The sequence below is a fragment of the Streptomyces sp. NBC_01237 genome, from assembly GCF_035917275.1.
GTDB lineage: Bacteria > Actinomycetota > Actinomycetes > Streptomycetales > Streptomycetaceae > Streptomyces.
Map to the genome: position 1 here is coordinate 2,818,149 of NZ_CP108508.1, position 23,997 is coordinate 2,842,145.

The window sequence follows — 23,997 nt, forward strand, 5'->3', positions numbered from 1 at the left end:
GAAGGTGCTGCCGGTCCGGTGGAGGCCGGATCAGGCACCGGTGCCGCCGCCGCCCGGGATGCCCGACGCGAACGTGATGATCTCGTCGATGAGGCCGTACTCCTTGGCCTCCTCCGCGGTGTACCAGCGGTCGCGGTCGCCGTCGCGGATGATCGTTTCCACGGTCTGGCCGGAGTGGTGGGCGGTGATCTCCGCCATCCGCTTCTTGGTACGGAGCAGGTACTCGGCCTGGATCTTGATGTCCGAGGCGGTACCGCCGATGCCGGCCGAACCCTGGTGCATGAGGATGTCGGTGTTCGGGAGCGCGAAGCGCTTGCCCGTGGAGCCGCCGGTGAGCAGGAACTGGCCCATCGAGGCCGCCATGCCCATACCGATGGTGACCACGTCGTTCGGGATGTACTGCATGGTGTCGTAGACCGCCATGCCGGCCGTCACCGAACCGCCGGGGCTGTTGATGTAGAGGTAGATGTCCTTGTCCGGGTCGGCGGCAAGGAGGAGAAGCTGTGCGGTGATCTTGTTGGCGATGTCATCGTCGACCTGCTGACCGAGGAAGATGATGCGCTCGCCGAGCAGTCGGCTGTAGACCTGGTCACCGAGGCCTCCACCGAGGGACGGCTCTCCGGCGGCGTAGGGCATCAGATTCGTCACGTATCCACCTGCTCGTCTCTGACGGCTCCGGCCGTCTCAGCGTCTTCGTACCGGGTGGGTGGGGACTCCCCCACCCTTCCTATTCATGGACCCTAACGCGCAGGTAGGACAACGCCATCCCGCTTCCCCAACTGTTCGCTGGGAGCGCAAGGTCCGCAGTGGGCACAAGGGTTCCGGTGGTCGCACGGCGATACGACGACGGGCTCCGGACGCGGTGCGTCCGGAGCCCGTCGTACGGACCGGTCCGTGCGGATCAGCCGGAGCCGATCAGCGCGGGACTCAGGCCTCGGTCTTCTCCGTGGACTGCTCCTCGGCGGCGGCCTCGGTGGTCTCCTCGGCCGCGGCCTCGGTGGCCTCGTCCTCGTCGTCCTCGAGGTCGACGACCTCACCGTTGGTGTCGACGACCTTGGCGGCCTCGACGACCACGGCCAGCGCCTTGCCGCGGGCGACCTCGCCGACGAGCATCGGCACCTGGCCGCCCTCGACGACGGCCTGGGCGAACTGGTCGGGGCTCATGCCGGAGGAAGCGGCACGCCGCATGAGGTGCTCGGTGAGCTCCTCCTGGTTGACGTTCAGCTTCTCCTTGTTGACGAGCTCGTCAAGGATGAACTGGGTCTTGATGCCCTTGATCGCCTGCTCGGCGGTCTCGGCCTCGAACTCCTCAAGGGTCTTGCCCTGGATCTCCAGGTACTTCTCCAGGTCGAGACCCATCTGGCCGAGCTGGTGGTGCTCCAGGTTGTGCTTGCGGGTCTGGACCTCGTCCGCGAGGAGCTTCTCGGGGATCGGGACCTCGGCGAGCTTCAGCAGCTCGTCCAGGACGCGCTCCTGGGCCTGGGTGGCCTGGTCGTACTGCTTGGTGTTCTCCAGGCGCTTGCGGCTGTCCGCCTTCAGCTCGTCGAGCGTGTCGAACTCGCTCGCCATCTGGGCGAAGTCGTCGTCCAGCTCGGGAAGCTCGCGGGCGGCGACGGCGGTGACCTTGACGGTGACCTCCGCGGCCTTGCCCTCGGCGGAGCCGCCCTTCAGCTCGGAGGTGAAGGTGGCCTCGCCACCGGCCTCCAGGCCGGTCACGGCCTCGTCGATGCCGTCGAGGAGCTCGCCGGAACCGATGGTGTACGAGACACCGGCGGCCACGCCGTCCTCCAGGACCTCTCCGTCGACCTTGGCCTCCAGGTCGATCGTCACGACGTCGCCCTCGGCGGCGGCGCGCTCGACCGGGTTGGTGGAGGCGAAGCGCTCGCGGAGCTGCTCCACGGCCTTCTCGACGTCCTCATCGGTGACCTCGAGGGCGTCCACGGTGACCTCGATGCCGGAGTAGTCCGGGATCTCGATCTCGGGGCGTACGTCAACCTCGGCAGTGAAGGCCAGCAGCTCGCCGTCCTTCAGCTCGGTGATGTCGACCTCGGGCTGGCCGAGGACGTTCAGCTCACCCTCGTTGACGGCCTCGGTGTAGAACTTCGGGAGGGCGTCGTTGACGGCCTCCTCCAGCACCGCACCACGGCCGAACCGCTGGTCGATGACCCGGGCAGGGATCTTGCCCTTGCGGAAGCCCTTCACCGTGACCTGCTGGTTGATCTTCTTGTACGCCGCGTCGAGGCTGTCCTTGAGCTCCTCGAAGGGCACCTCAATGCTGAGCCGAACCCGGGTCGGGTTCAGGGTCTCCACGGCGCTCTTCACGGTTCGGTCTCCTTGGTGGCTGACTTCTTGGGGTTCTGCTGGGCCGCCGAGAGGCGGCTTCGCGGACCGAGCCCGGTACATCAGACACACGGGCACGCATTTTGCATAGTAACGGCAAGGAGGATGACTCCCACAATGCGATCTTGCTGGTGGTCGGGGTGGCCGGATTCGAACCGACGACCTTCCGCTCCCAAAGCGGACGCGCTACCAAGCTGCGCCACACCCCGTCGGTGCGACACGTAGGGTACATGCAGAAGGGCAGTGCTTCCGCCGCTTTACCCGGCGGCCCGCCACCCGGTCGCCCGCCGGCCGGCACGAGGGGTGTGCGGACCGGTCCACCGACCCGCTACGATGCTCTTCGTGCCGCGGTCGCAGTGACCTGCGGTGCGATGCTTGCGGGCGTAGCTCAATGGTAGAGCCCTAGTCTTCCAAACTAGCTACGCGGGTTCGATTCCCGTCGCCCGCTCCAGATGCTTAAGGGCCAGGTCGGAGAGTCATTCTCCAGCCTGGCCCTTGTGCGTTGCCGATCTTCATTCGGCCCTACGTGCCCGCTGCATGCCCGTTCGGATCGGGATCTTGCTTCCGGGCCTGCTCAACGGCCGCGCTCACGGCATTGCCGATCAGCCGCTCTCGCTCGGCGGTCGCGTGCTGGTAGATCAGCGCCGCACGGGCCGTACTGTGGCCCATTCTCGTCATCAACTCGCGCGTGCTGGCACCGGTCGCCGCTGCCAGGGTGTTGCCCGTATGGCGAAGATCATGGAAGTGCAGCCCCTTGATCCCAGCGAGATCGCACGCCTTGCGCCACAGCCGGTTGAAGTGATTCCGCCGAGGCGTCGCCCCCTTGGCGCCAACGAAGACGCGGCCATCCGCACCGGGCTCCGCATAGACCGTCAGATGTGTGGCCAGCTCCTCATGGATCACCGCTGGGATCGCCACGGTGCGCTTCCCGGCAGCGCTCTTAGGCTCCTTCACCAGACGCGTGCCGTTGTGGAGTTCGGCGATATTCCGACGCACCCGCAAAGCGCCGGCCGTCAGGTCCAAGTCCCGACGACGGAGCCCGACCAACTCCCCCCAGCGAAGCCCGGAGAAGGCCGCCAGGAGGACTAGAGCCCGATACCGGGGCTGAATGGCCTCCGCGAGCGCGTAGACCTCCTGAACGGTCGCTGTGGGCCGCTCAGGGGTCGGTGCGGTGCTGGCCCCCTTGACCCGGCAGGGGTTTCGCCGGATCAACCGGTCATCCACCGCGGTCATCAGCACTGCCCGAAGGAGTGCGTACGACTTCGCAACCGTTGACGGGCCGGTCCCGCTCTCCAGCCGGACGACCCGCCACGCACGGACCATGGCCGAGGTGATGTCCGCTACCGCGACTTTGCCGAAGGTCGGGACTAGGTGATTGCGGAGCAGCGAGCGGTACAGGTCGGCAGTCGAGGCCCCAATGCCGCGCTCGGTGATCCAAGTGGCCGCGTAGGAACCGAAGTCGATCCGGCCCGCATCCGGGTCCGACCAGTCACCCGACCGCAGTTCCGCCTGCCGCTCCGCCAGCCAGTCATCGGCATCCCGCTTGGTCCGGAAGGTCTCGGGCGCGGGCCGGTCGATGCCATCCGCACCGAGGTACCGAGCCTGATAGCGGCCGGAAGGCAGCTTCCGTACCCGCCCGAAGGAACGCTTCTTGCCCGCCACTAGGCAGCCCTCCTCAGGACAGCCCGGCGCACCGTCGAAGGCTCCACAGTGTTGGCAGCGATGAAGGTCGCTACGGCGGTCTCGGGGATGCGGACGTGTCGGCCGACCTTGACGAAGGTGATCCGGCGTTCCTCGATCAGCCGCCGGGGGAACCGGACAGTGGTGCCGAGCAGTTCGGCGACCTGATCAACGCTGAGCAGGCGTTCCATGCTCACCACTCCCCCGTTGTGTCGAGTGCTTCGAGTTCGGTGCGTGCTTCTCTGGCGGTTTCGCGGTTGGTGTGGATGTCGCGGGCGATGGTGGCGGCGAGCCAAGATTCGCCGGGTGTGTGGCCGTGTCCGGCGTAGGCCCAGTGGGCGAGGGTGAGTGTGGAGCCCTCCGGAGAGTCGTCGGGGTCGGGCAGGCCCCGTTCGTGGCGTTCCTGTCGGGCGCGGAAGTCGGCGCGGACCTGGCGGAGTGCTCCGAGGGTGGTGGAGTAGCGGCGGGATTTGGTGGAGAAGTGGCCGCGGAAGCCGAGCATGTGGGCCCACTGCCAGAGCTTGCGTTCGGGGTAGGCGTCGTCCAGGTCGAAGCACGCTTCGATCAGGCGCCGGGCGTGGCCGGGCAGGTCCGTGAGCTTGTCGAGTTCGGCGAGTTCTCCGATGCGGCGGTCGACGGTTCCGGTGGTCTCGGCTGCCTTGGTGGCGTACTTCGCGACGTACGCGGCCACGGCCTGTTCGGTCAGGTCATCGTTCGCGCTGTCCGCGCCGATCGGCCGCACATCCACCTGCGCACCCCATCGCAGGGTCCGGGCCGGTTGGTCGCCCGAGGGCGGGACGGGCACACTCACACGGGCAGCCGCGGCCTGGATCGCATCCGACAGCAGGGCCACGCCCGCCCAGGACGGCGGAGCGGTGTCGGGACCGTCGGGGCCGTCGAGACGCACGATCGCGTGGAAGTGGACGGCGCCGCGCTTCTGGAACTCTGCGACCTTCCCGAAGGAGACCCGGCAGGTCTCGGCCGCGGCTTTCTGTGAGAGTCCTGCGCGGTGGGCGATCTCGCGGCGGAGGTAGATGGTGAACCTGCGCCAGAGGTCCCCGGCGTGGTTGTTCCACAGCACCGCCCCGGCGTAGTCGTACGTGGACGGGTTCAGCGCCGAGCCCAGCAGCGGGGAGCCCTCCGGGTGGTCGGTGCCGCAGCGGCAGACGCCCTTGGCGGGCCGGTTGTGGACCGGGCCGAACGACGGGGCCGTCAGCGTCGCGAACACCTTGGGGTGCGTGCGCACCGTGACCGGGGTGCCCTTGCTGGTGTCGCCGGTGAGTCCGGCGCGGATCAGGTGGAAGGTGTCTCCGGCGTAGGTCCAGGCGCAGGAGGGGCACCGGGAGGCACGGCGGTTCCCGCAGGCCACCCGCAGCCGTCCACCGGGTTCGCCCTGGGTGCTGTAGGAGTAGAGCACCTGCCCGGACTTCGCGTCGCGGGTGGTGGTCATGCCCTCCAGGTGGATCGGGTCCGAGCAGCCACCGGTACGGCGTACCTGTTCCTGCCACCGGTCGAAGCCGGGGGCGTTGGCGACACGCAGGAGGTCGGCCAGGGTCATGGGGGCAACCCCGACCGAGGCAGCCACGGGGGCGACCTCGGCCGGGGCGACAGGGAAGACGGTCACCAGAGCCGCCGCCGCTTGGGAGTGGTCGCCGAGGGGCACGCGGGACCGGAAGCCTTCTGCTTGCTCTTCCGGTCACCGCCCTTCTCGTACGAGTCGAGGCGCGGGGTCTCGTGATAGAGGTGGAAGTTCCTGGCCGCCCGCTCGTCACGGCGCAGTTGCTTGAAGCGCTCCCACTCCATTTCCTGGCGGTCGATCGCGTCGTCGCTGTTCTCGTCGTTGTTCTTCCGACCGAAGAGTCCCATTACGCGGCCACCGCCACGGAGTCGGAGACCTCGACGGTCAGGCGCTCGATGTGGGCGAGGAGACGGGCGCGAGGCCGGGCGCTGACGGTGGCGTGCACGATGGAGCGGGCGGTGTGCTCCTCCAGCCCGGAACCGTTGCAGACCCAGCAGAACACCGACAGGTAGTCGTCATCACCCGCCCAGCCGGACCCGGCGCACTCCGAGCAGTCCGCCCACGGGCGAGAAGTCAGGAAGTACAGGCACTCAGCCGGATCGGCGCAACGCGATTCCGCGCACGCCGGGCAGGCCCGACCCAACGCCGAACGACGCACAAACACAGCAGAAGCAGTCATGATGGAAGCTCCCTCAGGGGATGGGGAGCGGCGTGTCTGCTTGGCGGTAGGAACGCCGCTCCCACTGGCTTGAGCCAGTTACTGGCTTAAGCCAGTTGAGCACGCTCGGTGCACGCGGGTCAAGACACTGGCTTAAGCCAGTTGGTATGCTCGGGATATGACCGCATCCGACCGTTCCCCTCAACAGCCAGCTAGCAGGCGAATCGCCGACACTCTTCGTGCTGCGATCGAGCGCGGCGAGCTGGCGGCGGGGCACAGACTCCCCTCGGAGCGAACCTTGGCCGAGGAGTACGGTGCTGCGCGCAATACCGCGCGAGAGGCCATCCGCCTCCTGGCCGAGCAGGGGCTAGTGACGGCGAAGCATGGGCGAGGCGTCTTTGTTCGCGAGCCTCAGCGTTTGTTCCGTTTTGGGAGTGACCGGTACTCGCTCGCTAACCGTGAGACGGGCCTGACGCCATTTCGACTGGAGGCCAAGCGTCAAGGGAAAACTCCGCGCATCGACGTTCTGAGCATCACTCGTGAGGTTCCGCCCCGCGACGTGGCAGAGCGACTCCAGGTTCCTGGCGACAGCGAGAGCGTCGTTCATCGCGAGAACCACTACTTCGCGGATGACGAACCGGTCCAGATCGTCTCCACCTATGTCCGGTGGGAAGAGGCGGAAGGAACCCTCCTGATGCAAGCGAAGTCCGGGCCCAATGGGATCTACGGCCGCCTGGAGGAGTTGGGGCACGTCATGACGCGCGTTCGAGACGAGATCAGCGCTCGCATGCCCACGCCTGAAGAGGCGGAGCTTCTTGACCTGTTGCCGGGGGTACCCGTGCTCGAAGTCCTGCACACCAGCCTGGACCAGAACTCAGAGCCCTTCGAGGTGTCCCGCTACGTGCACCGCGCCGATCAAACCGGCCTGCTCTACGAGCTTCCCGTTACGTAGCCCACCCACCTTGCTGGAGGACCCATGGTCGACACCGTTGTTCGCCCCATCCAAGACGCCGACGTCGCCGGGGCTGCTGCTGCCCTGATGGAGGTGCATGCGACGGATGGATATCCGGTGGAAGGGGTGGCACAGCCTGAAGCCTGGATCACGCCGCCGGAGGTTGTGCAGGCATGGGTGGGAGAGGTGGACCACAAGATCGTGGGGCACGTCGCAGTCATGAGGGCGCAAGGGGAGAAGGCCGTCACGCTTTGGCGAAGGCAGATCGGCGAGGACGAAACGCACATCGGTGTCCTGGCTCGGCTCTTCGTCGTCCAGAGCGCCCGGAAGAACGCCGTTGGCGAAAGCCTCATGCGCGCCGCCATGGACTACGCGAAGGTGCACGGCCTCCACCTAGTGCTCGACGTGATGGACAAGGACACGTCAGCCATCCGCCTCTACGAACGCTTGGGCTGGCACTTCATCGGCGAAGCCACTCACCAATACGGAGCCGGTCAGCAGATCCCCGCCAAGTGCTACGTCTGGCCCGCCAGCTAGCTCCCAGGGGTTACAGGTTTCTCTACCTCATCAAGGCACCCGGCTGCGCTCCGCTCCGCCGGGCGCGCTTCCCGGCTCTGGCTGCGCCCGCGCTCCTGCCTCCGGCCCGCTCGGCGCTGCCGCCGCCGACGCGCGCCCGCTGTGTAGGCCCGAGGGCATGAGACGAGAACCAAGTCCGCGGCTTCAAGACGATGCCTCCGGCGGGGGCGCAAAGACACCGGGATGGTGGGGGCGCCGTTCGCGAGTGCCGGCCGGAACGTGGCGAGCGTCGTGGGCTCCCATCCCGACCACCTCCGACCCAGGCAGAGCCGAGCAGTCACGGCCCAGGGCGTCAAGGTCGTTCGTACAGTGGCGCGCTCCACCTTGACGCCCTGAACCGCGACCGCTCCACGGTGTGTGGGTCGGAGGCGGACGGGATGGGAGCTGGGGTGAGTGGTGGGTTAAGGAAGCGCCGGACATGCGGAGCATTGACATCCCCAAGTGCGCTAGGCTCAATCCCACTTGAAACCCAAAATGGCCGTGCGGGCACTCTCCGGCAAGAGAACGCGTGCCCCACGGCGTGAGAGCGAAGGAGCCTCATGTCAGATGAGGAGCAGTCACCCGAAACCTATTGCGTACGCCATAGGTTCCAGAGCACACCCTACCCCAGCCCTGTCGATCGACACAACAAGCGACGGGCCTACGACCTCGCGGGCACGTCATCCCTGATCGCGGCTGTGGCCAGCATCGTCACAGCACTCACGCCCCTGATCGCCAAACTGATGTAGGCGTGCCCGCCGCGTGCCCGTTCCAGAGGGAACCAGCGGGGCGCCACGGGGAAGCTCGGGACACGAGCAACGAAGTACCAGGTCAGCGAGTTCGCTGGCCAGGGCCCATGCGCATACGGGGTCTTCCAAACTAGCTACGCGGGTTCGATTCCCGTCGCCCGCTCCATGCGTGGGCCCGGTCCGGCGATCCGATCGCCGAACCGGGCCTTTTGCGTGCCGCGAGGGTGCCGCGTGCCCCGTGCGCGCCCCCGGTGCGGGGCGCGGAACGGGTCGCGGGTCAGAAGCTGATCTGGTTGATGGTGTCCGCTATCGAGTTCATGAACCTGTTGATCGACGGCGCCATGCCGGTCGATGCCAGGAAGAATCCGAACAGCACTGCCACGATCGCGGGCCCGGCCTTGATGGATCCACCACGGATCAGCACCACCAGGATGACCGCGAACAGCAGCACCATAGACAGTGAAATAGCCACGTCTGATTCACACCCTCGGTCGGTCCGCCTTGCCGGCCCGGAAGCGCACACCAGAGCGCGCCCCGTTGCCTCCATCGTGCCACCAACTCCCCTGTGGTTGCTGCCGCCTGATGAATCAACCTGACCGGATTCCGCCATCCTCGCGGCCGGGATCCGATGAACACGGGTCGCCGCGGGGCGAGTCGGGGCGCGGCGGGAGCCGGTTCGGGCCGCGCTGACGGGGCTTCACCGGCAGCTGTGCGCGGGCTGTGGGTGAACTGTGCGTACGCCGCCGAGGACACGGGGCCGAATATGAATCACAGTGATCGTTTCCGTATCCCCACAGTTCGTTCACAGGCTTTTACGGGCGCGACATGCGACGTAATTCACTTGGCCCAACTGGCCGCCGATATGCCCTATTTAAGCAGGATCAATCGTGTCATAACGGTCGGTGTTTGGTGGTTTCACTTTCGAATGGGCGGGAACACGCAATATCTCGTGGCCGTTTTACGAATGACAATCGACGGGTCTAAGGTGCCTTAGATGTTCCAAGCTCCGAGCGTATTTCAGAGGGCCCCGCTCCCCCCAGCGCCCCGGGAGTCGGAGCCCAGACACGAGCAGACCATGACGGCCACCAGGACTCCCCCCGCCCCGGTGCCGGTCACCCCGCCGGGCACCGCGTCGGCGTCCTCACCGGCCAAGAAACGTGACCCCTACTTCGACAATGTGAAGTATCTGGCCATCGTGCTCGTCGCGGTGGCGCACGCCTGGGAACCGGTGATGGACGGCAGCCGCGCCACCCGGGCCCTGTATCTCGTCGTATATACGTTCCACATGCCGGCCTTCATCCTTATCTCCGGCTATTTCTCCCGCTCCTTCGACATGACGCCCGCCAAGGTGAAGCGCCTGGTCACCGGTGTGGCCGTGCCGTACGTCCTGTTCGAGACCGCGTACGCGCTGTTCAAGCGGTACGCGGGCGGCTCGCCCGACGAACCGGTCAGCCTGCTCGATCCGCTGTTCCTGACCTGGTTCCTGGTCGCCCTCTTCGTCTGGCGGGTCACCACACCGATCTGGCGCACGCTGCGCCATCCGCTGCCGGTCGCGCTCGCGATCGCCGTGCTCGCCTCCGTGTCGCCGGACATCGGCGACGACCTCGATCTCCAGCGGGTCCTGCAGTTCCTGCCGTTCTTCGTGCTGGGCCTGATCATGAAGCCCGAGCACTTCGACCTGGTCAGGCGGCGCGAGGCGCGGCTGCTGTCCCTGCCGCTGTTCGCGGGGGCCCTGCTGTTCGCCTACTGGGCCGCCCCCCGTATGCAGCTCGGCTGGTTCTACCGCAGCAACAGCGCGCAGGAACTGGACGCCCCGTGGTGGTCCGGCGCGGTGATGTCACTGGCGATGTTCGGGTGCGCGCTGGTGCTGACCGCCGGATTCCTGGCCTGGGTGCCGCGCCGCCGCATGTGGTTCACGGTGCTGGGTGCCGGGACCATCTGCGGCTATCTGCTGCACGGCTTCCTCATCAAGGGCGCCGGATACGCCGGTCTCTTCGACCGCTACGAGTGGCTCGCCGATCCGGTCGGGCTGATCGTCGTCTCGGTCGTCGCCGCCGGAGCGGTGACGCTCCTGTGCACTCCGCCGGTGCGCCGAGCGCTGCGGTTCGCCACGGAGCCGGACATGACATGGGCGTTCCGGCGGAACGCCGCTGAGCGCTGAACCTCCGCGACAGACGCGTACGGGCCCTGCCGGACTGTCCGGCAGGGCCCGTACGCGTCTGTCGCGGTGCGGCAGTCCGTACGGCTGTGCCGGTACGGGTCCGCCGCTGCGGCTGTCAGTGCGCCGCCGGGTTGGCTTGATCCCGTTGGTCGGTGGGCGATTCGGCCCCCGTGAGACCCAACAGGCCGCGTACCTGCGCATATTTCGCTGTCAGCCGGGTACGGGTCGCCGGTTCCAGGACCGCGAGGCGGGCCGGGTCGGCGTTGTGGGCCAGGTCCGACTCCTTGATCAGCAGGGCGCCGGGGGTGGCGAGGATCCGTCCGGTGTACGCGGACAGGTCCTCGCCGGCCCGTTTGGTGACGGCGAGGACCATGTCCTTGACCTGTTGCGGCAGTGCCGCCCCGGCCAGCCAGCCGGCCGTGAGCGCGTCGTCCTCGATCGCGTCGTGGAGCCAGGCGGCGGCGATCTGTTCGTCGTTGCCGCCCCGGACCCGTACCCCCTCGGCGACCGCCGCGAGGTGTTCGGTGTACGGGCGTCCCGCCTTGTCCTTCTGGGTCGCGTGGGCCGTGCGGGCGATCGCCTCGATCTCGGCCAGGGTCAGATACGGGGTGGGCACGGCCCCGACTGTACGGGCGGACGGCGGCTCAGCGCAGGGCCGCCCGAGCGGGTATGGCGGTCGCCCCGAGCCCCAGGAGCACCGTCACCGCGGCGAACGAGCCGTACAGCATCGGCGGGATGTACGGGGCTTCGCCCGTCAGGCCCTTCATCATCGGGACGAGCGTGGCCAGGGCGATGCCCGTGCCGAGGGCGATGCCCGCACCCGTGACCAGCAGGGCCTCCCAGCGGATCATGCCCATGACCTGACGCCGGGTGGAGCCGACCAGACGGAGCACGGTCAGTTCGCGGCGGCGGTCCAGGACCGTCATGACCAGCGTGTTGACGGCGGCGACCGCGGCGAAACCGCCGAGGACCGCTGCCATGACCGTGTTGGCCCAGGCGCTGAGTTCCCGCTGCTGGTTCTGGGTGGCGGCGTAGCCGGAGGAGTCGGTGACGGTGCCCAGTGCGCCGAGTGCCCCGGCCGCGGCCGGGGTGGCGCGGACCAGGACGTCCGAGGCGTACGGCGAGGTCACATGGCCCTTGAGGTCGGCCGCGGGCAGCGTGACGAGCGAGATGCCGAGGCCGCGGCCGTAGACGGCGACCACCTTCGGGGACGCCTTGGTGCCGTCCGGAAGGTGCAGCGCGAGCCGGTCGCCGGTGGTGACCTTCGCCGACGCCGCGAGGGTGGTGTCGATGGCGATCGTGCCGGGGCGCAGGGCGTCGAGCGTGCCGGTACGGACATCGAGGTCCTGGACCCGTCCGAGGTCGGCGGGCGAACCGATGACCCCCTGGGCGGATGCGGTGGCCAGGTACCTCTCGGAGGAGCCTCCGCTGGGCACCAGGACGGAACTGCGGACCAGGCCGACCGCGGTGGAGACCCCGGGGGTCGCGGCGGCGCGGGCGGTGGCGTCGGAGGCCAGTCCCGCCGGGTCGGAGACGATGTGATCGGCGGTGATGCCGTCGCGCTGCTGGTGCTCGACGGCCCGGTTCTCGCTCGTGTGCATGAAGACGAGGGTCGAGGAGAAGGCCATGGCGAGCACGATCGGGGTGATCGCGGAGGCCAGCCGGCGGGCGTTCGTACGGGAGTTGGCCGCGGCCAGTGCCCCGGAGGCGCCCGCGGCGCGCAGTGGGAGGCCGAGGACGCTCGCGCAGACGCGGGCGATCACCGGGCCGAGCAGGGCGACGGCCATCATGAAGAGCATGACCACGCCGAGTGCGGCGTTGGCGGCGTCCTCGCCGGTTTGGGAGGCGGCGATGCCCGCGAAGACGCCACCGCCGGCGAGGGCGATGAAACCCAGCGGCGTACGGATCCGGCCGAACGGGGAGCCCTCCACCGCGGTCCGGGCGAGGGCCAGGCCGGGCTTGGTCTTCGCGGGACGGCGGGCGGCCAGGTATCCGGCGAGCAGCGCGGTGAGCACCGTGGCGGCGACGGCGACGCCCAGCGGCAGCCACCCGATGTCGAGCCGTACCGCGTCGGGGATCGCCCCCTTGTCCTTCAGCCGGCCGAACCACCAGTTCGCCAGGGCGATTCCGGGCAGTGTGCCGAGTGCTCCGGCGAGCGGGGCGACGAGCAGGGATTCGGTGGCGATGGTGCGGCGCAGCTGGCGCGGGGTGGCTCCGATCGCGCGCAGCAGGGCGAACTCGCGGCCGCGCTGGCCGACGGAGAGCGCGACCGTACCGGCGGCGGTGAAGACGGCGACCATGGCGGCGATGCCGCCGAAGGAGCCGCCGAGTCCGACGAGGAGTTCCTCGGCGCTCGCGAGGCCGGGGTCCTCGACGCCGCCCCGGTCGTCGCCGGTGTGGACCTGGGCGGCGTGCTCGGTGCCCATGGCCCGGCCGACCTGGGCGGCGAGGGTACGGGCGGTGGTGCCGGGGGCGGCGAGTACGGCGATGGCGTCGACCCGGCCGGGGTGGCCGGAGACGGTGCCCGCCTGCCGGTCGGTGAACCAGAGGGTGGCGTCGGTGGCGGTGGTGCCCGATACGCGGAACTCGTGGGGGCCCGCCGGGGTGTCCAGGGTGAGGGTGTCGCCGACCCGGCCGTCGATGCCGCTGCCGATGACGACCTCACCGGTCCTCGGCGCCTCACCGGTGACCAACTCCGTGCCGGTGAAGGCGGTGGAGCCCCAGCCGTGGGCGGTGAGGGGGGTCCGGTGCTGCTGCACGGGGAAGGTGCGGTCCCCGATCGCGGCGGCCGCGCCAGGCACGGCCGCGGCCTTCTTCACGAGGGATTCGGGCAGCCGTGCGGTGTCCGGGAGTACGGCGGTCGATTCGTACGCCTCGTCGCCGCGGCCGGAGGTCACACTGGCCTGCTGGTCGGCGGCGACGAGCACGGGTGCCTTCGCGTACCGGTCGGCGGGGACGGAGGCGGTGAGGCCGGTCTGGAGCAGGATGCCGCAGGCGGAGACGATCGCGGCGGCCATCAGCAGCGCGACGAAGGTCCCGACGAACGAGGAGGGCCGGAAGCGGACCGCCGCGCGGGCCAGGCCGTTCGGGAGGTGCGGGGTGAACATCAGGCTGCCGCTCCCGCGTATGCGTGGGCGGGGGCGGTGAGCGCGGTCATCCGGGCGGCGATCCGCTCGGCGGTGGCGTGCGGCAGGCTGTCCGCGATCTCCCCGTCGGCGAGGAAGAGCACCCGGTCGGCCCAGGCGGCGGCCGCCGGGTCGTGGGTGACCATGACGACGGTCGCGCCGAGGCTGTCCACGGCGTGCCGGAGCAGGCCGAGGATCTCGACGGCGGTGGTGGTGTCGAGGGCGCCGGTCGGTTCGTCGGCGAAGATCACATCGGGTGCGGTGACCAGGGCGCGGGCGATGGCGACGCGTTGCTGCTGGCCGCCGGAGAGCTGGCCGGGGCGGCGGTCGCCCTTGCCGGCGAGGCCGACCCTGGTGAGCATGTCGGCGGCGCTGCGGCGGGCGGCGGAGCCGGTGCCCCGGCCGGCCAGCCGCATGGGCAGGATGATGTTCTGTTCGACCGTCAGGGACGGCAGCAGGTTGAACGCCTGGAAGACGAAGCCGAGTCGGCTGCGGCGCAGCTCGGTGAGCTTGTTCTCGCTCATGCCGGTGATCTCGGTGCCACCGAGGCGTACGGACCCCTCGGTCGGCCGGTCGAGTCCGGCCGCGCACTGGAGGAAGGTCGACTTCCCCGATCCGGAGGGGCCCATCACGGCGGTGAAGCTGCCGCGCGAGAGTGTCAGGTCGATGCCGCGCAGGGCGTGGACGGTGGCGGAGCCGCGGCCGTACCGCCGCTGGACGCCCCGCAGTTCGACGGCCGCGTCGGCGTGAGCGTGCTGCCCGTGGGCGCCCCGCGGGTCCCGTGCGGCCTGCGAGCTCTGCGCGTCCCGCGAGCTCTGCGCGGTGCGCCTCGTGCGTCGCAGCCCCATGGTGTTCCGTCCTTCCGTCGCCCTGCTTGATCGATACCTCGAACGTACGGATCACGGGGTGTCCCGGGCCATGGCGGCTACTGGTGGATCAGGGGTGGGGATTGCCCCACCCCCGACGGATTCGACAGGGGCCCCGGACGGTTCGCACGCGGGCCCGGGACAGTTCGCACGCGGGTCCCGGACGGTTCGCACGGGGTCCCGGGGGCGGAACCGGCAGGGGTTCCCGGGCGGATCCCACGGGGGGCATAGTTGCGACGTCAATCGTTCGGTAAACTAATTACTGACGATTTCTTGACGCCCCCTTGACCTACCGAAGGACCAAGCTCATCGGACACGCAGACACGCTCATCGCCATGGGCGGCGCCTTCCTGGCCGCCGCCGTCCTCGCCCGGGTCGGCGGCCGTATCGGACTGCCGACCATCCCCCTGTTCATCCTGGCCGGAATCCTGCTCGGCCCGCACACCCCCGGCATCGTTCTCGTCGCCGACCCGCACGAGCTGGAGATGCTCTCCGCACTCGGCCTCGTGCTGCTGCTCTTCTATCTGGGACTCGAATTCCACCTCGACGACCTCAAGACGGGCGGGCGCAGGATGGCGCTCGCCGGTGGGGCCTATCTCGCGCTGAACGTCGGCGCGGGGCTCGGCTTCGGCTTCGCGCTGGGCTGGGGCACCTCGGAGGCGCTGGTCCTGGCCGGGGTCCTCGGCATCTCGTCGTCGGCCATCGTCACCAAGGTCCTGGTCGACCTCGGGCGCATCGGCAATCCGGAGACCAAGCCGATCCTCGGCATCATCGTCGTCGAGGACGTCTTCCTCGCCCTGTACCTGGCCGCTCTCCAGCCGATCCTGTCCGGTGCGGACAGCCTCTCCGCCGCGGTCGTCGACGGCGGAAAGGCGTTCGGCTTCCTGCTGCTGCTCGCCCTGGCGGCCCGCTTCGGCACCAAGGTCATCTCCAAGCTGATCAACACCAAGGACGACGAACTCCTCGTCATCTCCTTCCTCGGTGCCGCGGTCTTCGTCGCCGGGGTCTCCGAGTGGTTCGGTGTGGCCGACGCGATCGGCGCCTTCATGGTCGGCCTGATGCTCGGCAGTACGACCTCGGGCGGCCGCATCCTCAAGCTGGTCCACCCGCTGCGGGACGCCTTCGGAGCGATCTTCTTCTTCGCCTTCGGCCTCTCCATCGATCCGGGCGACCTGCCCAGCGTGGTGTGGCCGGTGCTCGCGGCCGTCGCGGTGACCATGGCGATGAACGTGTTCGCGGGGCTCGCCGCGGCCAAGGTGTACACCTTCGGGCCGCAGGCCACGGCGAACATCTCCACCACCCTGCTGGCCCGCGGCGAGTTCGCGCTGATCCTGGCCACGATGGCGGCGGGCGCCGGTCTGGACGAACGGCTCTCCCCGTTCATCGCGGGCTATGTGCTCGTCCTCGCCGTCCTCGCACCGCTGGCGGCCGGACGCTCGCACTGGCTCGCCCGGATTCTGCCCGGCGGCCGGACGAAGGGCGGAGACGGTGACGGCGGCGGAGACGGGAACGGGGATCCGAATCCGGGGAAGATTCCGGTGACGGCCTGAGGCGGCGGCGCGGGGGCGCCCCGGCTCCGCACCTTTCGGTGACGGGGCACCCCCGCGTTGACGTCCGAGCGATATCGCCGGTTTGCGCATGGTTCGCGGATCGGCGGGGGCGTCGGTGCGCGGCTCAGGCGCGGCGGGACAGCAACAGCAGCGCGCGGTCGTCGTTGACGTCCTTCGCGCAGGCCTCGATCAGGTGCCAGGCCGCGCCCTCGAAGCCGGTGGTGACATAGCGGTCGGCCTCACCGGTCAGCCGGTCGATGCCCTCGGCCATGTCCCGGTCGGACGCCTCCACCAGGCCGTCCGTGAACAGCATCAGCACGTCCCCGGGCGCCAGTCGGCCCTTCACCGCGTCGAACTGCGCCCCGTCGTAGACCCCGAGCAGCGGTCCCTCACCGGACTTCTCCTCCCAGTGACCGCTGCCCGCGTGCAGCTGGAGGGCGGGCGGATGACCTGCCGAGAGGATCTCGTAGTCGCCCGACTCCAGGTCCAGGACCAGATGGATCGAGGTCGCGAAGCCCTCGTCCCAGTCCTGGCGGAGCAGATAGCCGTTGGCCGCGGGAAGGAAGCCGTGCGGGGGCAGCGAGCCGAGGAGCCCGCCGAAGGCGCCGGACAGCAGCAGGGCGCGGGAACCCGCGTCCATGCCCTTGCCGGAGACATCGGTCAGTACGGCCTCCAGGGTGCGCCCGCCGTTGGTCCGGGCCGCGACGACGAAGTCGCCGGAGAAGGACTGGCCGCCCGCGGGGCGCAGCGCCATCTCCCGGTGCCAGCCCTGCGGCAGCCGGGGCAGGGCGCTCTGCACCCGGATGCGTTCGCGCAGGTCGAAGAGCATGGTGCCGCCGCGTCGCCACGGGACCCCGACGCGGGCCCGGAACTGCGCGAGGACCAGGCCGAAGAACCCGCAGGCCGCGACCACCAGGACGGTGCCCGGGGTGACCCGGGCCGGGCCGTCCGCGTACGGGCCGAGCGTGAGGGCCTCCACGATCAGGGCGACGGCCGCCGTCGCGTACAGGCCCAGCAGGCTGGCGGGCCGCAGCAGCAGACCGCCCGCCACGATCGGCAGGACGAGGGCGGCCGGGGGGCACCACACGGGGTTCAGCACCGTGGCGCAGGTGATGGCCGGGACGGTCAGCAACAGGCCGATGAGGGCGATCCAGTCGGAGCCGTCACCACGGAAGTAGTCGACCCCGGATTTGCGCAGCGCGATGCGCGCCCGGTGCGCCGACTTCCGCCAGCGGGCCGGGTACGCGTCCACTCCTCCGCGACGGTCCATTGCGGGGACTTTATCCACCCGGCCGCCTCCGGTGCAGGGGGACCCCGGTGACAATGTGTTCGAAAACGGGTCGCTTGCTCGCCGACGCCCTGGTAGGGATGGCATATGACAACAGAACTCCGGGTTCTCCGGCCCTCCGAATGGGACAACTGGATCACCTGCCTGGAGCGTGGCTTCGGCGCGGTGCCCAGCCCTCCGGAGGCACGGGAGCTCTGGCTCGCCCTCGCCGAGTACGAGCGGTTCCTCGGGCTGTGGGACGGCGCCGAATGCGTGGGAACGACGGGGGCGTACAGCTTCCGGCTGACCGTGCCGGGCGGGGCCGCCGTGCCCGCCGCCGGGGTGACCATGGTGAGCGTCGCCGCGACGCACCGCAGACGCGGGGCGCTCACCGGGATGATGCGGCGCCAGCTCGACGACGTCCGCTCCTGGGGTGAGCCGCTGGCCGTGCTGACGGCCTCGGAACCGGCGATCTACGGACGCTTCGGCTACGGAGCCGCCACCCGGGAGATGCACCTGGACATCGACACCGACCGCGTGCGGCTCGCCCGGCCGGCCGGTTCGGACGGGGTCCGGCTGCGGTACGCGGATCCGGTGGAGGCCCTGGCCGCCTGCGAGGCGGTGTACGCGCGGCTGGCGCCGGGGCGCCCGGGGACCCCCGTGCGCAGGCCGAACTGGGACCGTACGGCGGTGCTCGACCCCGAGCGGGAGCGGTCGGGCGCCTCCCCGCTGCAGTGTGTGCTCGCGGAGCGGGACGGGGAGGTCGTCGGGTACGCCACCTTCCACACCAAGCCCGAGTGGAACCTGACCAAGCCCGCCGGCACGGTGTCGCTGCGGGATCTCGGGGCGCTCGATCCCGCCTCGTACGCCTCGCTGTGGCAGTTCCTCTTCGACATCGACCTGATGTCGACGGTCGAGTGCGGCAACCGGCCGGCGGACGACGCGCTCCTGCATCTCGTCTCCGATGTCCGGCGCTGCGATGTGCGCATGCAGGACGGGCTGTACGTCCGGCTGGTGGAGGTGGGTGCGGCCCTGGAGGCGCGGACCTACCGGGCGCCGGTGGATGTGGTGCTGGAGGTCGAGGACGCGTTCTGCCCCTGGAACACGGGGCGTTGGCGGCTCACCGCGGACGCGAAGGGCGTGGCCTCGTGCCGGCGGACGGAGGACGACGCGGATCTGGAGCTCTCGGTACGGGAGCTGGGGTCGGCGTATCTCGGCGGGGTGTCGCTCGCCTCGCTGGCGGCGGCCGGGCGGGTGCGGGAACTGCGCACGGGAGCGCTGGCCGAGGCCGGGGCGGCGTTCTCCTGGGACGTGGAGCCGTGGCTGCCGCACGGGTTCTGAGCCGCGGCCTCCGAGGCCGCCGGTTCTGAGCCGCGGCTTCCGAGGCCGCCGGTTCTGAGCCTGCCGGGCCCGAGCGGCCCGGCGGGTTCGGCCGAGCGGCCGGGCGGGCTCAGCCCGGCGGCTGGCAGGTGGGGCACCAGAAGAGGTTGCGGGCCGCCAGCGGGGCCGTGCGGATCTCGGTGTGACAGATGTGGCAGGGCTGGTGAGTGCGCCGGTACACGTAGACCTCGCCGCCGTGGTCGTCCACGCGGGGCGCGCGCCCCATCGCCTCGGGCATGTGCTCGGGGCGGACCGTGTCGATCCGGTTGTTCCGTACGCCCTCGCGCATCAGCATCACCAGATCGGCCCAGATCGCGTCCCACTCGTGGCGGGTGAGGTCCTTGCCGGGGCGGTACGGGTCGATGCCGTGCCGGAACAGGACCTCGGCGCGGTAGACGTTGCCGACGCCCGCGATGACCTTCTGGTCCATCAGGAGGGCCGCGACGGTGATCCGGCTGCGGGAGATCCGCGACCAGGCCCGTTCGCCCCTCTCGTCGGTGCGCAGGGGGTCCGGGCCCAGGCGGTCGTGTATCGCGCGCTTCTCCGGCTCGGTGATCAGGGCGCAGGTGGTGGGCCCGCGCAGATCGGCGTGGTGCTCCCCGTTCGCCAGACGCAGCCGCACCGTGTCGGTGGGCGGCGGCGCCGGGGCCGTACCGAAGCCGAGCTTGCCGAACAGGCCGAGGTGGATGTGGACCCAGCCGGTGTCCCCGAAGCCGAGGAAGAGGTGCTTGCCGTGGGCGTCCACCGCGTCCAGCACCCGGCCGTCGAGCAGGGCCGCGCTGTCGGCGAACTTGCCCTGCGGGCTGCTCACCCGTACCGGCCGCCCGGCGAATCTGTCCCGGTGGTCCGCGGCGAGGCGGTGGATGGTGTGTCCCTCGGGCACGGCCGGCTCCCTGTGCGGTGCGGTGGTGACGGTGCGGTGGTGATGGCATGACCGTGCCGCCGGGCGGGCCCGGCGGCACGGTGAAGCGGTGCGGGCTGCTCAGCCCTGCTGCGGGTGGTGGGCCGGGATCGGGGGGAGCTCGCCCGTCGCCTCGTACGCCGACAGCATCTCGATGCGGCGCGTGTGACGCTCCTCGTTCGAGTACGGCGTGGCGAGGAAGATCTCGACGAACTTGGTGGACTCCTCCACCGTGTGCATCCGGCCGCCGATGGCGACCACATTGGCGTTGTTGTGCTCGCGGCCGAGCGCGGCGGTCTGCTCGCTCCAGGCCAGTGCGGCGCGGACGCCCTTGACCTTGTTGGCGGCGATCTGCTCGCCGTTGCCCGAGCCGCCGATCACGATGCCCAGGCTCTCCGGGTCCGCGGCCGTCCGCTCGGCGGCGCGCAGGCAGAACGGCGGGTAGTCGTCCTGGGCGTCATAGATGTGGGGGCCGCAGTCGACGGCCTCGTGGCCGTGGGCCTGGAGCCACTCGACGAGGTGGTTCTTGAGTTCGTAACCGGCATGGTCCGATCCGAGGTACACGCGCATGTGCCGAAGTGTGGCACGAACATCGCGGGGTAGCCGTCAGCGGGGTCGGGACCCTCCACGGCGTCCGTGTGGGCAACACCACTCGGGCAACGATCCGGTCAACGATTCGGAATGGGGGGTTCCGTTTCAACCAGATGCCGGGCTTGAATGCGTGGCCCTGTCTCCGCACCACCACGCGGAGCCGGAGCCGACCCGCGTGACCGTAAACGTAAGGATCCGTTCCATGACGTCGCAGACGACGCTGGCGAAGTCGGGCGAGGAGCCCGGTGAGCCGGAAAAGCCGGTCTCCCCGGACGGGCTCCAGGCCGGTCTGAAGAACCGCCACCTCTCGATGATCGCGATCGGCGGTGTGATCGGTGCGGGCCTCTTCGTGGGATCCGGCGCGGGCATCGCCGCCGCGGGTCCGGCCATCCTCCTCTCCTACGCGCTCGTCGGCCTGATGGTCGTGTTCGTGATGCGGATGCTGGGCGAGATGGCCGCCGCCCGGCCGAGCTCAGGCTCCTTCTCCGCCTATGCCGACCAGGCGCTCGGCCGCTGGGCGGGCTTCTCCATCGGCTGGCTGTACTGGTTCTTCTGGGTCGTGGTGCTGGCCGTCGAGGCGACGGCCGGTGCCAAGATCCTGGAGGGCTGGATCCCGGGCGTGCCGCAGTGGGCCTGGGCGCTGATCGTGATGATCGTGCTCACCGCGACGAACCTGGTCTCGGTCGGTTCGTACGGGGAGTTCGAGTTCTGGTTCGCCGGGATCAAGGTCGTGGCGATCGGCGCCTTCGTGGTCGTCGGTCTGCTCGCCGTCTTCGGACTGCTGCCGGGCTCGGACAACCCGGGATCCGGGCTCGCGCATCTCACCGACAGCGGAGGGTTCTTCCCCGAGGGGCCGGGCGCCATCCTCACCGGTGTGCTGATGGTCGTCTTCTCCTTCATGGGCAGTGAGATCGTGACCCTGGCGGCCGGTGAGTCCGAGGACCCGCAGCGTGCCGTGTCCAAGGCGACCAACAGCGTGATCTGGCGGATCGCGGTCTTCTACCTGGGCTCGATCTTCGTCGTCCTGACCCTGCTGCCGTGGAACGACCCGTCGATCCTCAAGGAGGGTTCGTACGTCGCCGCCCTCAACTCCATCGGCATCCCGCACGCGGGCCAGGTCATGGATGTCATCGTGCTGACGGCCGTGCTGTCCTGTCTGAACTCCGGCCTCTACACGGCCTCCCGCATGGCGTTCTCCCTCGGCGGCCGGGGGGACGCGCCGAGGGCCTTCGCCCGGGTGAACAAGCGCGGGGTGCCGCAGGCGGCGATCCTGTCCTCCGTGGTGTTCGGCTTCGTCGCGGTGTTCTTCAACTACCAGTGGCCCGACACCGTCTTCCAGTTCCTGCTGAACTCCTCGGGCGCCGTCGCCCTGTTCGTCTGGCTGGTCATCTGCTTCACCCAGCTGCGGATGCGCGGGATCATCCTGCGCGAGTCCCCGGAGAAGCTCGTCGTACGGATGTGGCTGTTCCCGTATCTGACCTGGGCGACGATCGCGATGATCTCCTTCGTCCTGGTCTACATGCTGACCGACGACGCCGGACGCGAGCAGGTACTGCTCTCGCTGCTGGTCGCGGCACTCGTGGTGACGATCTCGCTGGTACGTGAGGCGCGCGGCCGCAGGGCCGCCGGGGTCACCGCCGACAAGTGAACCGATACCTGACGGCCGATGTCAGGTTTACCGGGGAGGCTCTCCCCCGCGACGCCCACCGGGTGCGTCGCGGGCGAATGGAGAGCCTCCCCTCATGACGTACGCACCTGACACCTTCCAGACCGGCTTCCCGATCCGTCCCGACCGGGTCGTCGAGGCCACCGGCGCCGATGACGTGCGCGCCGCCGTGGCCCACGCCGCCGGGCGCGGGCTGCGGATCGCGGTCCACGCCACCGGGCACGGGCTGCCCGGCCCCGTCGAGGGCGGCGTACTGATCAGCACCCGCCGGATGGACTCCGTACGGATCGATCCGCAGCGCCGCACCGCCCTGGTCGGAGCGGGCGCCACCTGGGGGCAGGTGATCGCGGCAGCCGCACCGCACGGGCTCGCCCCGCTGAACGGCTCGGCCCCGTCGGTGGGCGCCGTCTCCTACACGCTCGGCGGCGGGCTGGGCCTGCTGGCCCGGGAGTTCGGGTACGCCGCCGACCATGTGCGCTCCCTCGACGTGGTGACCGCCGACGCTGTGGCACGCCGGGTCACCGCGGACAGCGAGCCCGAGCTGTTCTGGGGCCTGCGCGGCGGCGGGCACCGCCTGGGGGTGGTGACGGGCATGGAGATCGGCCTGGTGGCGGTGGAGCGGCTGTACGGCGGCTCGGTCGCCTTCGACGGGGTGGGGGCCGACGAGGTCCTGGGCCGGTACCTGGAGTGGACCCGGACCGTTCCGCGGACCCTCAGCTCCTCGCTCGCGGCGATCCAGTACCCCGACGCCCCGCAGCTGCCCGGCGCGCTGCGGGGACGGTACGTGGTCTCGGTGCGGGTGGCGTTCACGGGCGGTACGGCGGAGGGCGAGCGGCTGGTCGCGCCGCTGCGCGCGATCGGGCCCGCGCTCGCGGATTCGCTGCGGGAGATGCCGTACACCGACAGCCACACCATTCACAGCGACCCGCCGTTCCCGCACGCCTACTACGGCGACAGCGCGCTGCTCGGGGAGGCGGACGCGGGGCGGGCGGCGCGGGTGCTGGAGCTGACCGGGCCGAAGGCGCCGATGATGACGGTGGTCCAGCTCAACCACCTGGGCGGGGCGCTGGCCGAGCGGCCCGGGGTGGACAGCGCGGTGCCGTACCGGGAGGCGGGCTACCTGCTGCGGCTGCTGTCCCCGCTGGACGGTACGGACGTGGCGGCGGTACGGGACCTGTACGCGCGGGTGTCCGGGGTGCTGGCACCGGACGTCCTGGGCCGGTCGCTGAACTTCTCCTTCGGCGGCGGCGACCGCACCGAGGGCTTCCACGACCCCCGGACACGCGAAAGGCTCGCCGGTCTGGTCTCCCAGTACGATCCGGCGAGCCTCCTGCGAGGGCCCTACGGCATCAGCCGCGGCGCCCGATGAGCTTCCAGGACGCGGGCAGCGCGCCCATGGCCAGCGCCGCCTTGAGGGCGTCGCCGATCAGGAACGGCACCAGGCCGGCCGCGACGGCCGCGCCCATCGACATCCCGGTGGAGAACGCGAGGTACGGCACGCCGACCGCGTAGATGACCGCGGAGCCGACCGCCATCGTGCCCGCGGTGCGCAGCACGGAGCGGTCGCCGCCGCGACGGGCGAGAGAGCCGACCACGGTGGCGGCGAGCAGCATGCCGAGCACATAGCCGAACGAGGCGCCGCCCGCACCGGAGGAGCCCTCGGAGAACCACGGCATGCCGGCCATGCCGACGAGCGCGTACAGGGCGAGCGAGAGGAAGCCGCGGCGGGCGCCCAGCGCGGTGCCGATGAGGAGAGCGGCGAAGGTCTGGCCGGTGACGGGGACCGGGGAGCCGGGGACCGGGACGGCGATCTGGGCCGCGATGCCGGTGAGGGCGGCGCCGCCCATGACCAGGGCCGTGTCGACGGCGTAACGGTGCCGGGCTGCGGGCAGCAGGTCGGCGAGGACCGCTCCGGAACGGACGGGTGCGACTGCAGTGCTCATCGGGACTCCGCGGGTGAGGGCAGGCAGGGTGGGCGCGAGCACCGTGGGTGCAGGCGGGCTGGGGACATCCGGTGGGAACAGCCGGGTGGGACAG

General features: G+C 70.1%; 22 protein-coding genes and 2 tRNA genes. 8 read left to right on the plus strand and 16 right to left on the minus strand.

Going from position 1 to position 23,997, the window contains the following annotated elements; all coding sequences use genetic code 11:
- Positions 1–30: 30 nt before the first annotated feature.
- The 3 genes from OG251_RS12475 to OG251_RS12485 form a co-directional block, all read right to left on the minus strand.
- On the minus strand, positions 31–636 hold the full coding sequence (locus tag OG251_RS12475; RefSeq protein ID WP_073723895.1) for an ATP-dependent Clp protease proteolytic subunit: 606 nt from the start codon (positions 634–636) through the stop codon (positions 31–33).
- Positions 637–927: 291 nt separating this feature from the next.
- Entirely contained in the window at positions 928–2,322 is a 1,395-nt protein-coding gene (gene tig, locus OG251_RS12480; protein WP_073723179.1) for a trigger factor, read from the minus strand.
- Positions 2,323–2,472: 150 nt separating this feature from the next.
- Positions 2,473–2,549 (minus strand) — tRNA-Pro (locus OG251_RS12485).
- Between the two features lie 168 nt (positions 2,550–2,717).
- Here OG251_RS12485 and OG251_RS12490 point away from each other — a divergent pair.
- Positions 2,718–2,791 (plus strand) — tRNA-Gly (locus OG251_RS12490).
- 71 nt (positions 2,792–2,862) lie between these two features.
- On the opposite strand, the gene OG251_RS12495 is transcribed toward OG251_RS12490, so the two are convergent.
- The 5 genes from OG251_RS12495 to OG251_RS12515 form a co-directional block, all read right to left on the minus strand.
- Positions 2,863–4,002 carry a tyrosine-type recombinase/integrase gene (locus OG251_RS12495; RefSeq protein WP_326677223.1) on the minus strand — a complete coding sequence of 380 codons (1,140 nt, stop codon included), beginning with the start codon at positions 4,000–4,002 and terminating at the stop codon, positions 2,863–2,865.
- A complete protein-coding gene (locus tag OG251_RS12500) occupies positions 4,002–4,211 on the minus strand; it encodes an excisionase family DNA-binding protein (RefSeq protein ID WP_326677224.1) in 210 nt (69 codons plus the stop codon). Before OG251_RS12500 ends, OG251_RS12495 begins: the two co-directional genes overlap by 1 nt.
- Positions 4,212–4,213: 2 nt before the next feature.
- Positions 4,214–5,578 (minus strand): replication initiator protein RepSA, encoded by a 1,365-nt coding sequence (repSA, locus tag OG251_RS12505; RefSeq protein ID WP_326681240.1) that lies wholly within the window; start codon positions 5,576–5,578, stop codon positions 4,214–4,216.
- Between the two features lie 62 nt (positions 5,579–5,640).
- Entirely contained in the window at positions 5,641–5,886 is a 246-nt protein-coding gene (locus tag OG251_RS12510) for a hypothetical protein (protein WP_326677226.1), read from the minus strand.
- Positions 5,886–6,218: a hypothetical protein gene (locus OG251_RS12515; RefSeq protein WP_326677227.1), complete on the minus strand. Its 333-nt coding sequence runs from the start codon at positions 6,216–6,218 to the stop codon at positions 5,886–5,888. The genes OG251_RS12510 and OG251_RS12515 overlap by 1 nt, the downstream gene beginning before the upstream one ends.
- A gap of 157 nt (positions 6,219–6,375) precedes the next feature.
- Between OG251_RS12515 and OG251_RS12520 the strand changes: the two genes are divergently transcribed.
- Together OG251_RS12520 and OG251_RS12525 are read left to right on the plus strand one after the other, a co-directional pair.
- Positions 6,376–7,149, plus strand: a complete 774-nt coding sequence (locus OG251_RS12520) for a GntR family transcriptional regulator (RefSeq protein ID WP_326677228.1) — start codon at positions 6,376–6,378, stop codon at positions 7,147–7,149.
- A 24-nt stretch (positions 7,150–7,173) separates the two neighbouring features.
- Positions 7,174–7,686 carry a GNAT family N-acetyltransferase gene (locus OG251_RS12525; protein WP_326677229.1) on the plus strand — a complete coding sequence of 171 codons (513 nt, stop codon included), beginning with the start codon at positions 7,174–7,176 and terminating at the stop codon, positions 7,684–7,686.
- A 1,044-nt stretch (positions 7,687–8,730) separates the two neighbouring features.
- Here OG251_RS12525 and OG251_RS12530 read toward each other — a convergent pair.
- Entirely contained in the window at positions 8,731–8,925 is a 195-nt protein-coding gene (locus tag OG251_RS12530) for a hypothetical protein (protein WP_073723181.1), read from the minus strand.
- Between the two features lie 522 nt (positions 8,926–9,447).
- On the opposite strand from OG251_RS12530, the gene OG251_RS12535 reads away from it, so the two are divergent.
- Complete coding sequence (locus OG251_RS12535; protein WP_326677230.1) at positions 9,448–10,614, plus strand: acyltransferase family protein; 1,167 nt, start codon at positions 9,448–9,450, stop codon at positions 10,612–10,614.
- Between the two features lie 115 nt (positions 10,615–10,729).
- Here the strand turns inward: OG251_RS12535 and OG251_RS12540 are convergent, their stop codons facing one another.
- Genes OG251_RS12540 through OG251_RS12550 form a run of 3 tightly spaced genes read right to left on the minus strand, consistent with a single transcriptional unit; the run spans position 10,730 to position 14,587 of the window.
- A complete protein-coding gene (locus OG251_RS12540) occupies positions 10,730–11,230 on the minus strand; it encodes an HD domain-containing protein (protein ID WP_326677232.1) in 501 nt (166 codons plus the stop codon).
- A gap of 28 nt (positions 11,231–11,258) precedes the next feature.
- Positions 11,259–13,721, minus strand: a complete 2,463-nt coding sequence (locus OG251_RS12545; RefSeq protein ID WP_326677233.1) for an ABC transporter permease — start codon at positions 13,719–13,721, stop codon at positions 11,259–11,261.
- The gene (locus OG251_RS12550; RefSeq protein ID WP_326677234.1) at positions 13,721–14,587 is read right to left on the minus strand and encodes an ABC transporter ATP-binding protein; all 867 of its coding nucleotides are present in this window, start codon (positions 14,585–14,587) and stop codon (positions 13,721–13,723) included. Before OG251_RS12550 ends, OG251_RS12545 begins: the two co-directional genes overlap by 1 nt.
- Positions 14,588–14,940: 353 nt before the next feature.
- On the opposite strand from OG251_RS12550, the gene OG251_RS12555 reads away from it, so the two are divergent.
- Positions 14,941–16,155 carry a cation:proton antiporter gene (locus OG251_RS12555; protein ID WP_326681241.1) on the plus strand — a complete coding sequence of 405 codons (1,215 nt, stop codon included), beginning with the start codon at positions 14,941–14,943 and terminating at the stop codon, positions 16,153–16,155.
- A gap of 124 nt (positions 16,156–16,279) precedes the next feature.
- Here OG251_RS12555 and OG251_RS12560 read toward each other — a convergent pair whose 3' ends face one another.
- Positions 16,280–17,425 carry a PP2C family protein-serine/threonine phosphatase gene (locus tag OG251_RS12560; RefSeq protein WP_326677235.1) on the minus strand — a complete coding sequence of 382 codons (1,146 nt, stop codon included), beginning with the start codon at positions 17,423–17,425 and terminating at the stop codon, positions 16,280–16,282.
- A 105-nt stretch (positions 17,426–17,530) separates the two neighbouring features.
- On the opposite strand from OG251_RS12560, the gene OG251_RS12565 reads away from it, so the two are divergent.
- Positions 17,531–18,763, plus strand: coding sequence for a GNAT family N-acetyltransferase (locus OG251_RS12565; RefSeq protein ID WP_326677236.1), 1,233 nt, complete (start codon positions 17,531–17,533; stop codon positions 18,761–18,763).
- 109 nt (positions 18,764–18,872) lie between these two features.
- Here the strand turns inward: OG251_RS12565 and OG251_RS12570 are convergent, their stop codons facing one another.
- Both OG251_RS12570 and OG251_RS12575 read right to left on the minus strand, forming a co-directional pair.
- Positions 18,873–19,685 carry an Fpg/Nei family DNA glycosylase gene (locus OG251_RS12570; RefSeq protein WP_326677237.1) on the minus strand — a complete coding sequence of 271 codons (813 nt, stop codon included), beginning with the start codon at positions 19,683–19,685 and terminating at the stop codon, positions 18,873–18,875.
- Between the two features lie 99 nt (positions 19,686–19,784).
- On the minus strand, positions 19,785–20,273 hold the full coding sequence (locus tag OG251_RS12575) for a ribose-5-phosphate isomerase (protein ID WP_326677238.1): 489 nt from the start codon (positions 20,271–20,273) through the stop codon (positions 19,785–19,787).
- A 223-nt stretch (positions 20,274–20,496) separates the two neighbouring features.
- Here OG251_RS12575 and OG251_RS12580 point away from each other — a divergent pair, with 223 nt between their 5' ends.
- Positions 20,497–21,942: an amino acid permease gene (locus OG251_RS12580; protein WP_326677239.1), complete on the plus strand. Its 1,446-nt coding sequence runs from the start codon at positions 20,497–20,499 to the stop codon at positions 21,940–21,942.
- A gap of 94 nt (positions 21,943–22,036) precedes the next feature.
- On the plus strand, positions 22,037–23,329 hold the full coding sequence (locus OG251_RS12585; protein WP_326677240.1) for an FAD-binding oxidoreductase: 1,293 nt from the start codon (positions 22,037–22,039) through the stop codon (positions 23,327–23,329).
- Here the strand turns inward: OG251_RS12585 and OG251_RS12590 are convergent.
- Complete coding sequence (locus tag OG251_RS12590; RefSeq protein WP_266806937.1) at positions 23,310–23,903, minus strand: biotin transporter BioY; 594 nt, start codon at positions 23,901–23,903, stop codon at positions 23,310–23,312. The genes OG251_RS12585 and OG251_RS12590 overlap by 20 nt on opposite strands.
- Positions 23,904–23,997 lie beyond the last annotated feature (94 nt).

Bases quoted from the DNA above. Each gene is read 5' to 3' on its own strand.
- OG251_RS12475 (WP_073723895.1), bottom strand. From the start codon at position 636: ATGCCCTACGCCGCCGGAGAGCCGTCCCTCGGTGGAGGCCTCGGTGAC.
- OG251_RS12500 (WP_326677224.1), bottom strand. From the start codon at position 4,211: ATGGAACGCCTGCTCAGCGTTGATCAGGTCGCCGAACTGCTCGGCACC.
- repSA (WP_326681240.1), bottom strand. From the start codon at position 5,578: ATGACCCTGGCCGACCTCCTGCGTGTCGCCAACGCCCCCGGCTTCGAC.
- OG251_RS12510 (WP_326677226.1), bottom strand. From the start codon at position 5,886: ATGGGACTCTTCGGTCGGAAGAACAACGACGAGAACAGCGACGACGCG.
- OG251_RS12515 (WP_326677227.1), bottom strand. From the start codon at position 6,218: ATGACTGCTTCTGCTGTGTTTGTGCGTCGTTCGGCGTTGGGTCGGGCC.
- OG251_RS12520 (WP_326677228.1), top strand. From the start codon at position 6,376: ATGACCGCATCCGACCGTTCCCCTCAACAGCCAGCTAGCAGGCGAATC.
- OG251_RS12525 (WP_326677229.1), top strand. From the start codon at position 7,174: ATGGTCGACACCGTTGTTCGCCCCATCCAAGACGCCGACGTCGCCGGG.
- OG251_RS12535 (WP_326677230.1), top strand. From the start codon at position 9,448: ATGTTCCAAGCTCCGAGCGTATTTCAGAGGGCCCCGCTCCCCCCAGCG.
- OG251_RS12545 (WP_326677233.1), bottom strand. From the start codon at position 13,721: ATGTTCACCCCGCACCTCCCGAACGGCCTGGCCCGCGCGGCGGTCCGC.
- OG251_RS12550 (WP_326677234.1), bottom strand. From the start codon at position 14,587: ATGGGGCTGCGACGCACGAGGCGCACCGCGCAGAGCTCGCGGGACGCG.
- OG251_RS12555 (WP_326681241.1), top strand. From the start codon at position 14,941: ATGGGCGGCGCCTTCCTGGCCGCCGCCGTCCTCGCCCGGGTCGGCGGC.
- OG251_RS12560 (WP_326677235.1), bottom strand. From the start codon at position 17,425: ATGGACCGTCGCGGAGGAGTGGACGCGTACCCGGCCCGCTGGCGGAAG.
- OG251_RS12565 (WP_326677236.1), top strand. From the start codon at position 17,531: ATGACAACAGAACTCCGGGTTCTCCGGCCCTCCGAATGGGACAACTGG.
- OG251_RS12575 (WP_326677238.1), bottom strand. From the start codon at position 20,273: ATGCGCGTGTACCTCGGATCGGACCATGCCGGTTACGAACTCAAGAAC.
- OG251_RS12580 (WP_326677239.1), top strand. From the start codon at position 20,497: ATGACGTCGCAGACGACGCTGGCGAAGTCGGGCGAGGAGCCCGGTGAG.
- OG251_RS12585 (WP_326677240.1), top strand. From the start codon at position 22,037: ATGACGTACGCACCTGACACCTTCCAGACCGGCTTCCCGATCCGTCCC.
- OG251_RS12590 (WP_266806937.1), bottom strand. From the start codon at position 23,903: ATGAGCACTGCAGTCGCACCCGTCCGTTCCGGAGCGGTCCTCGCCGAC.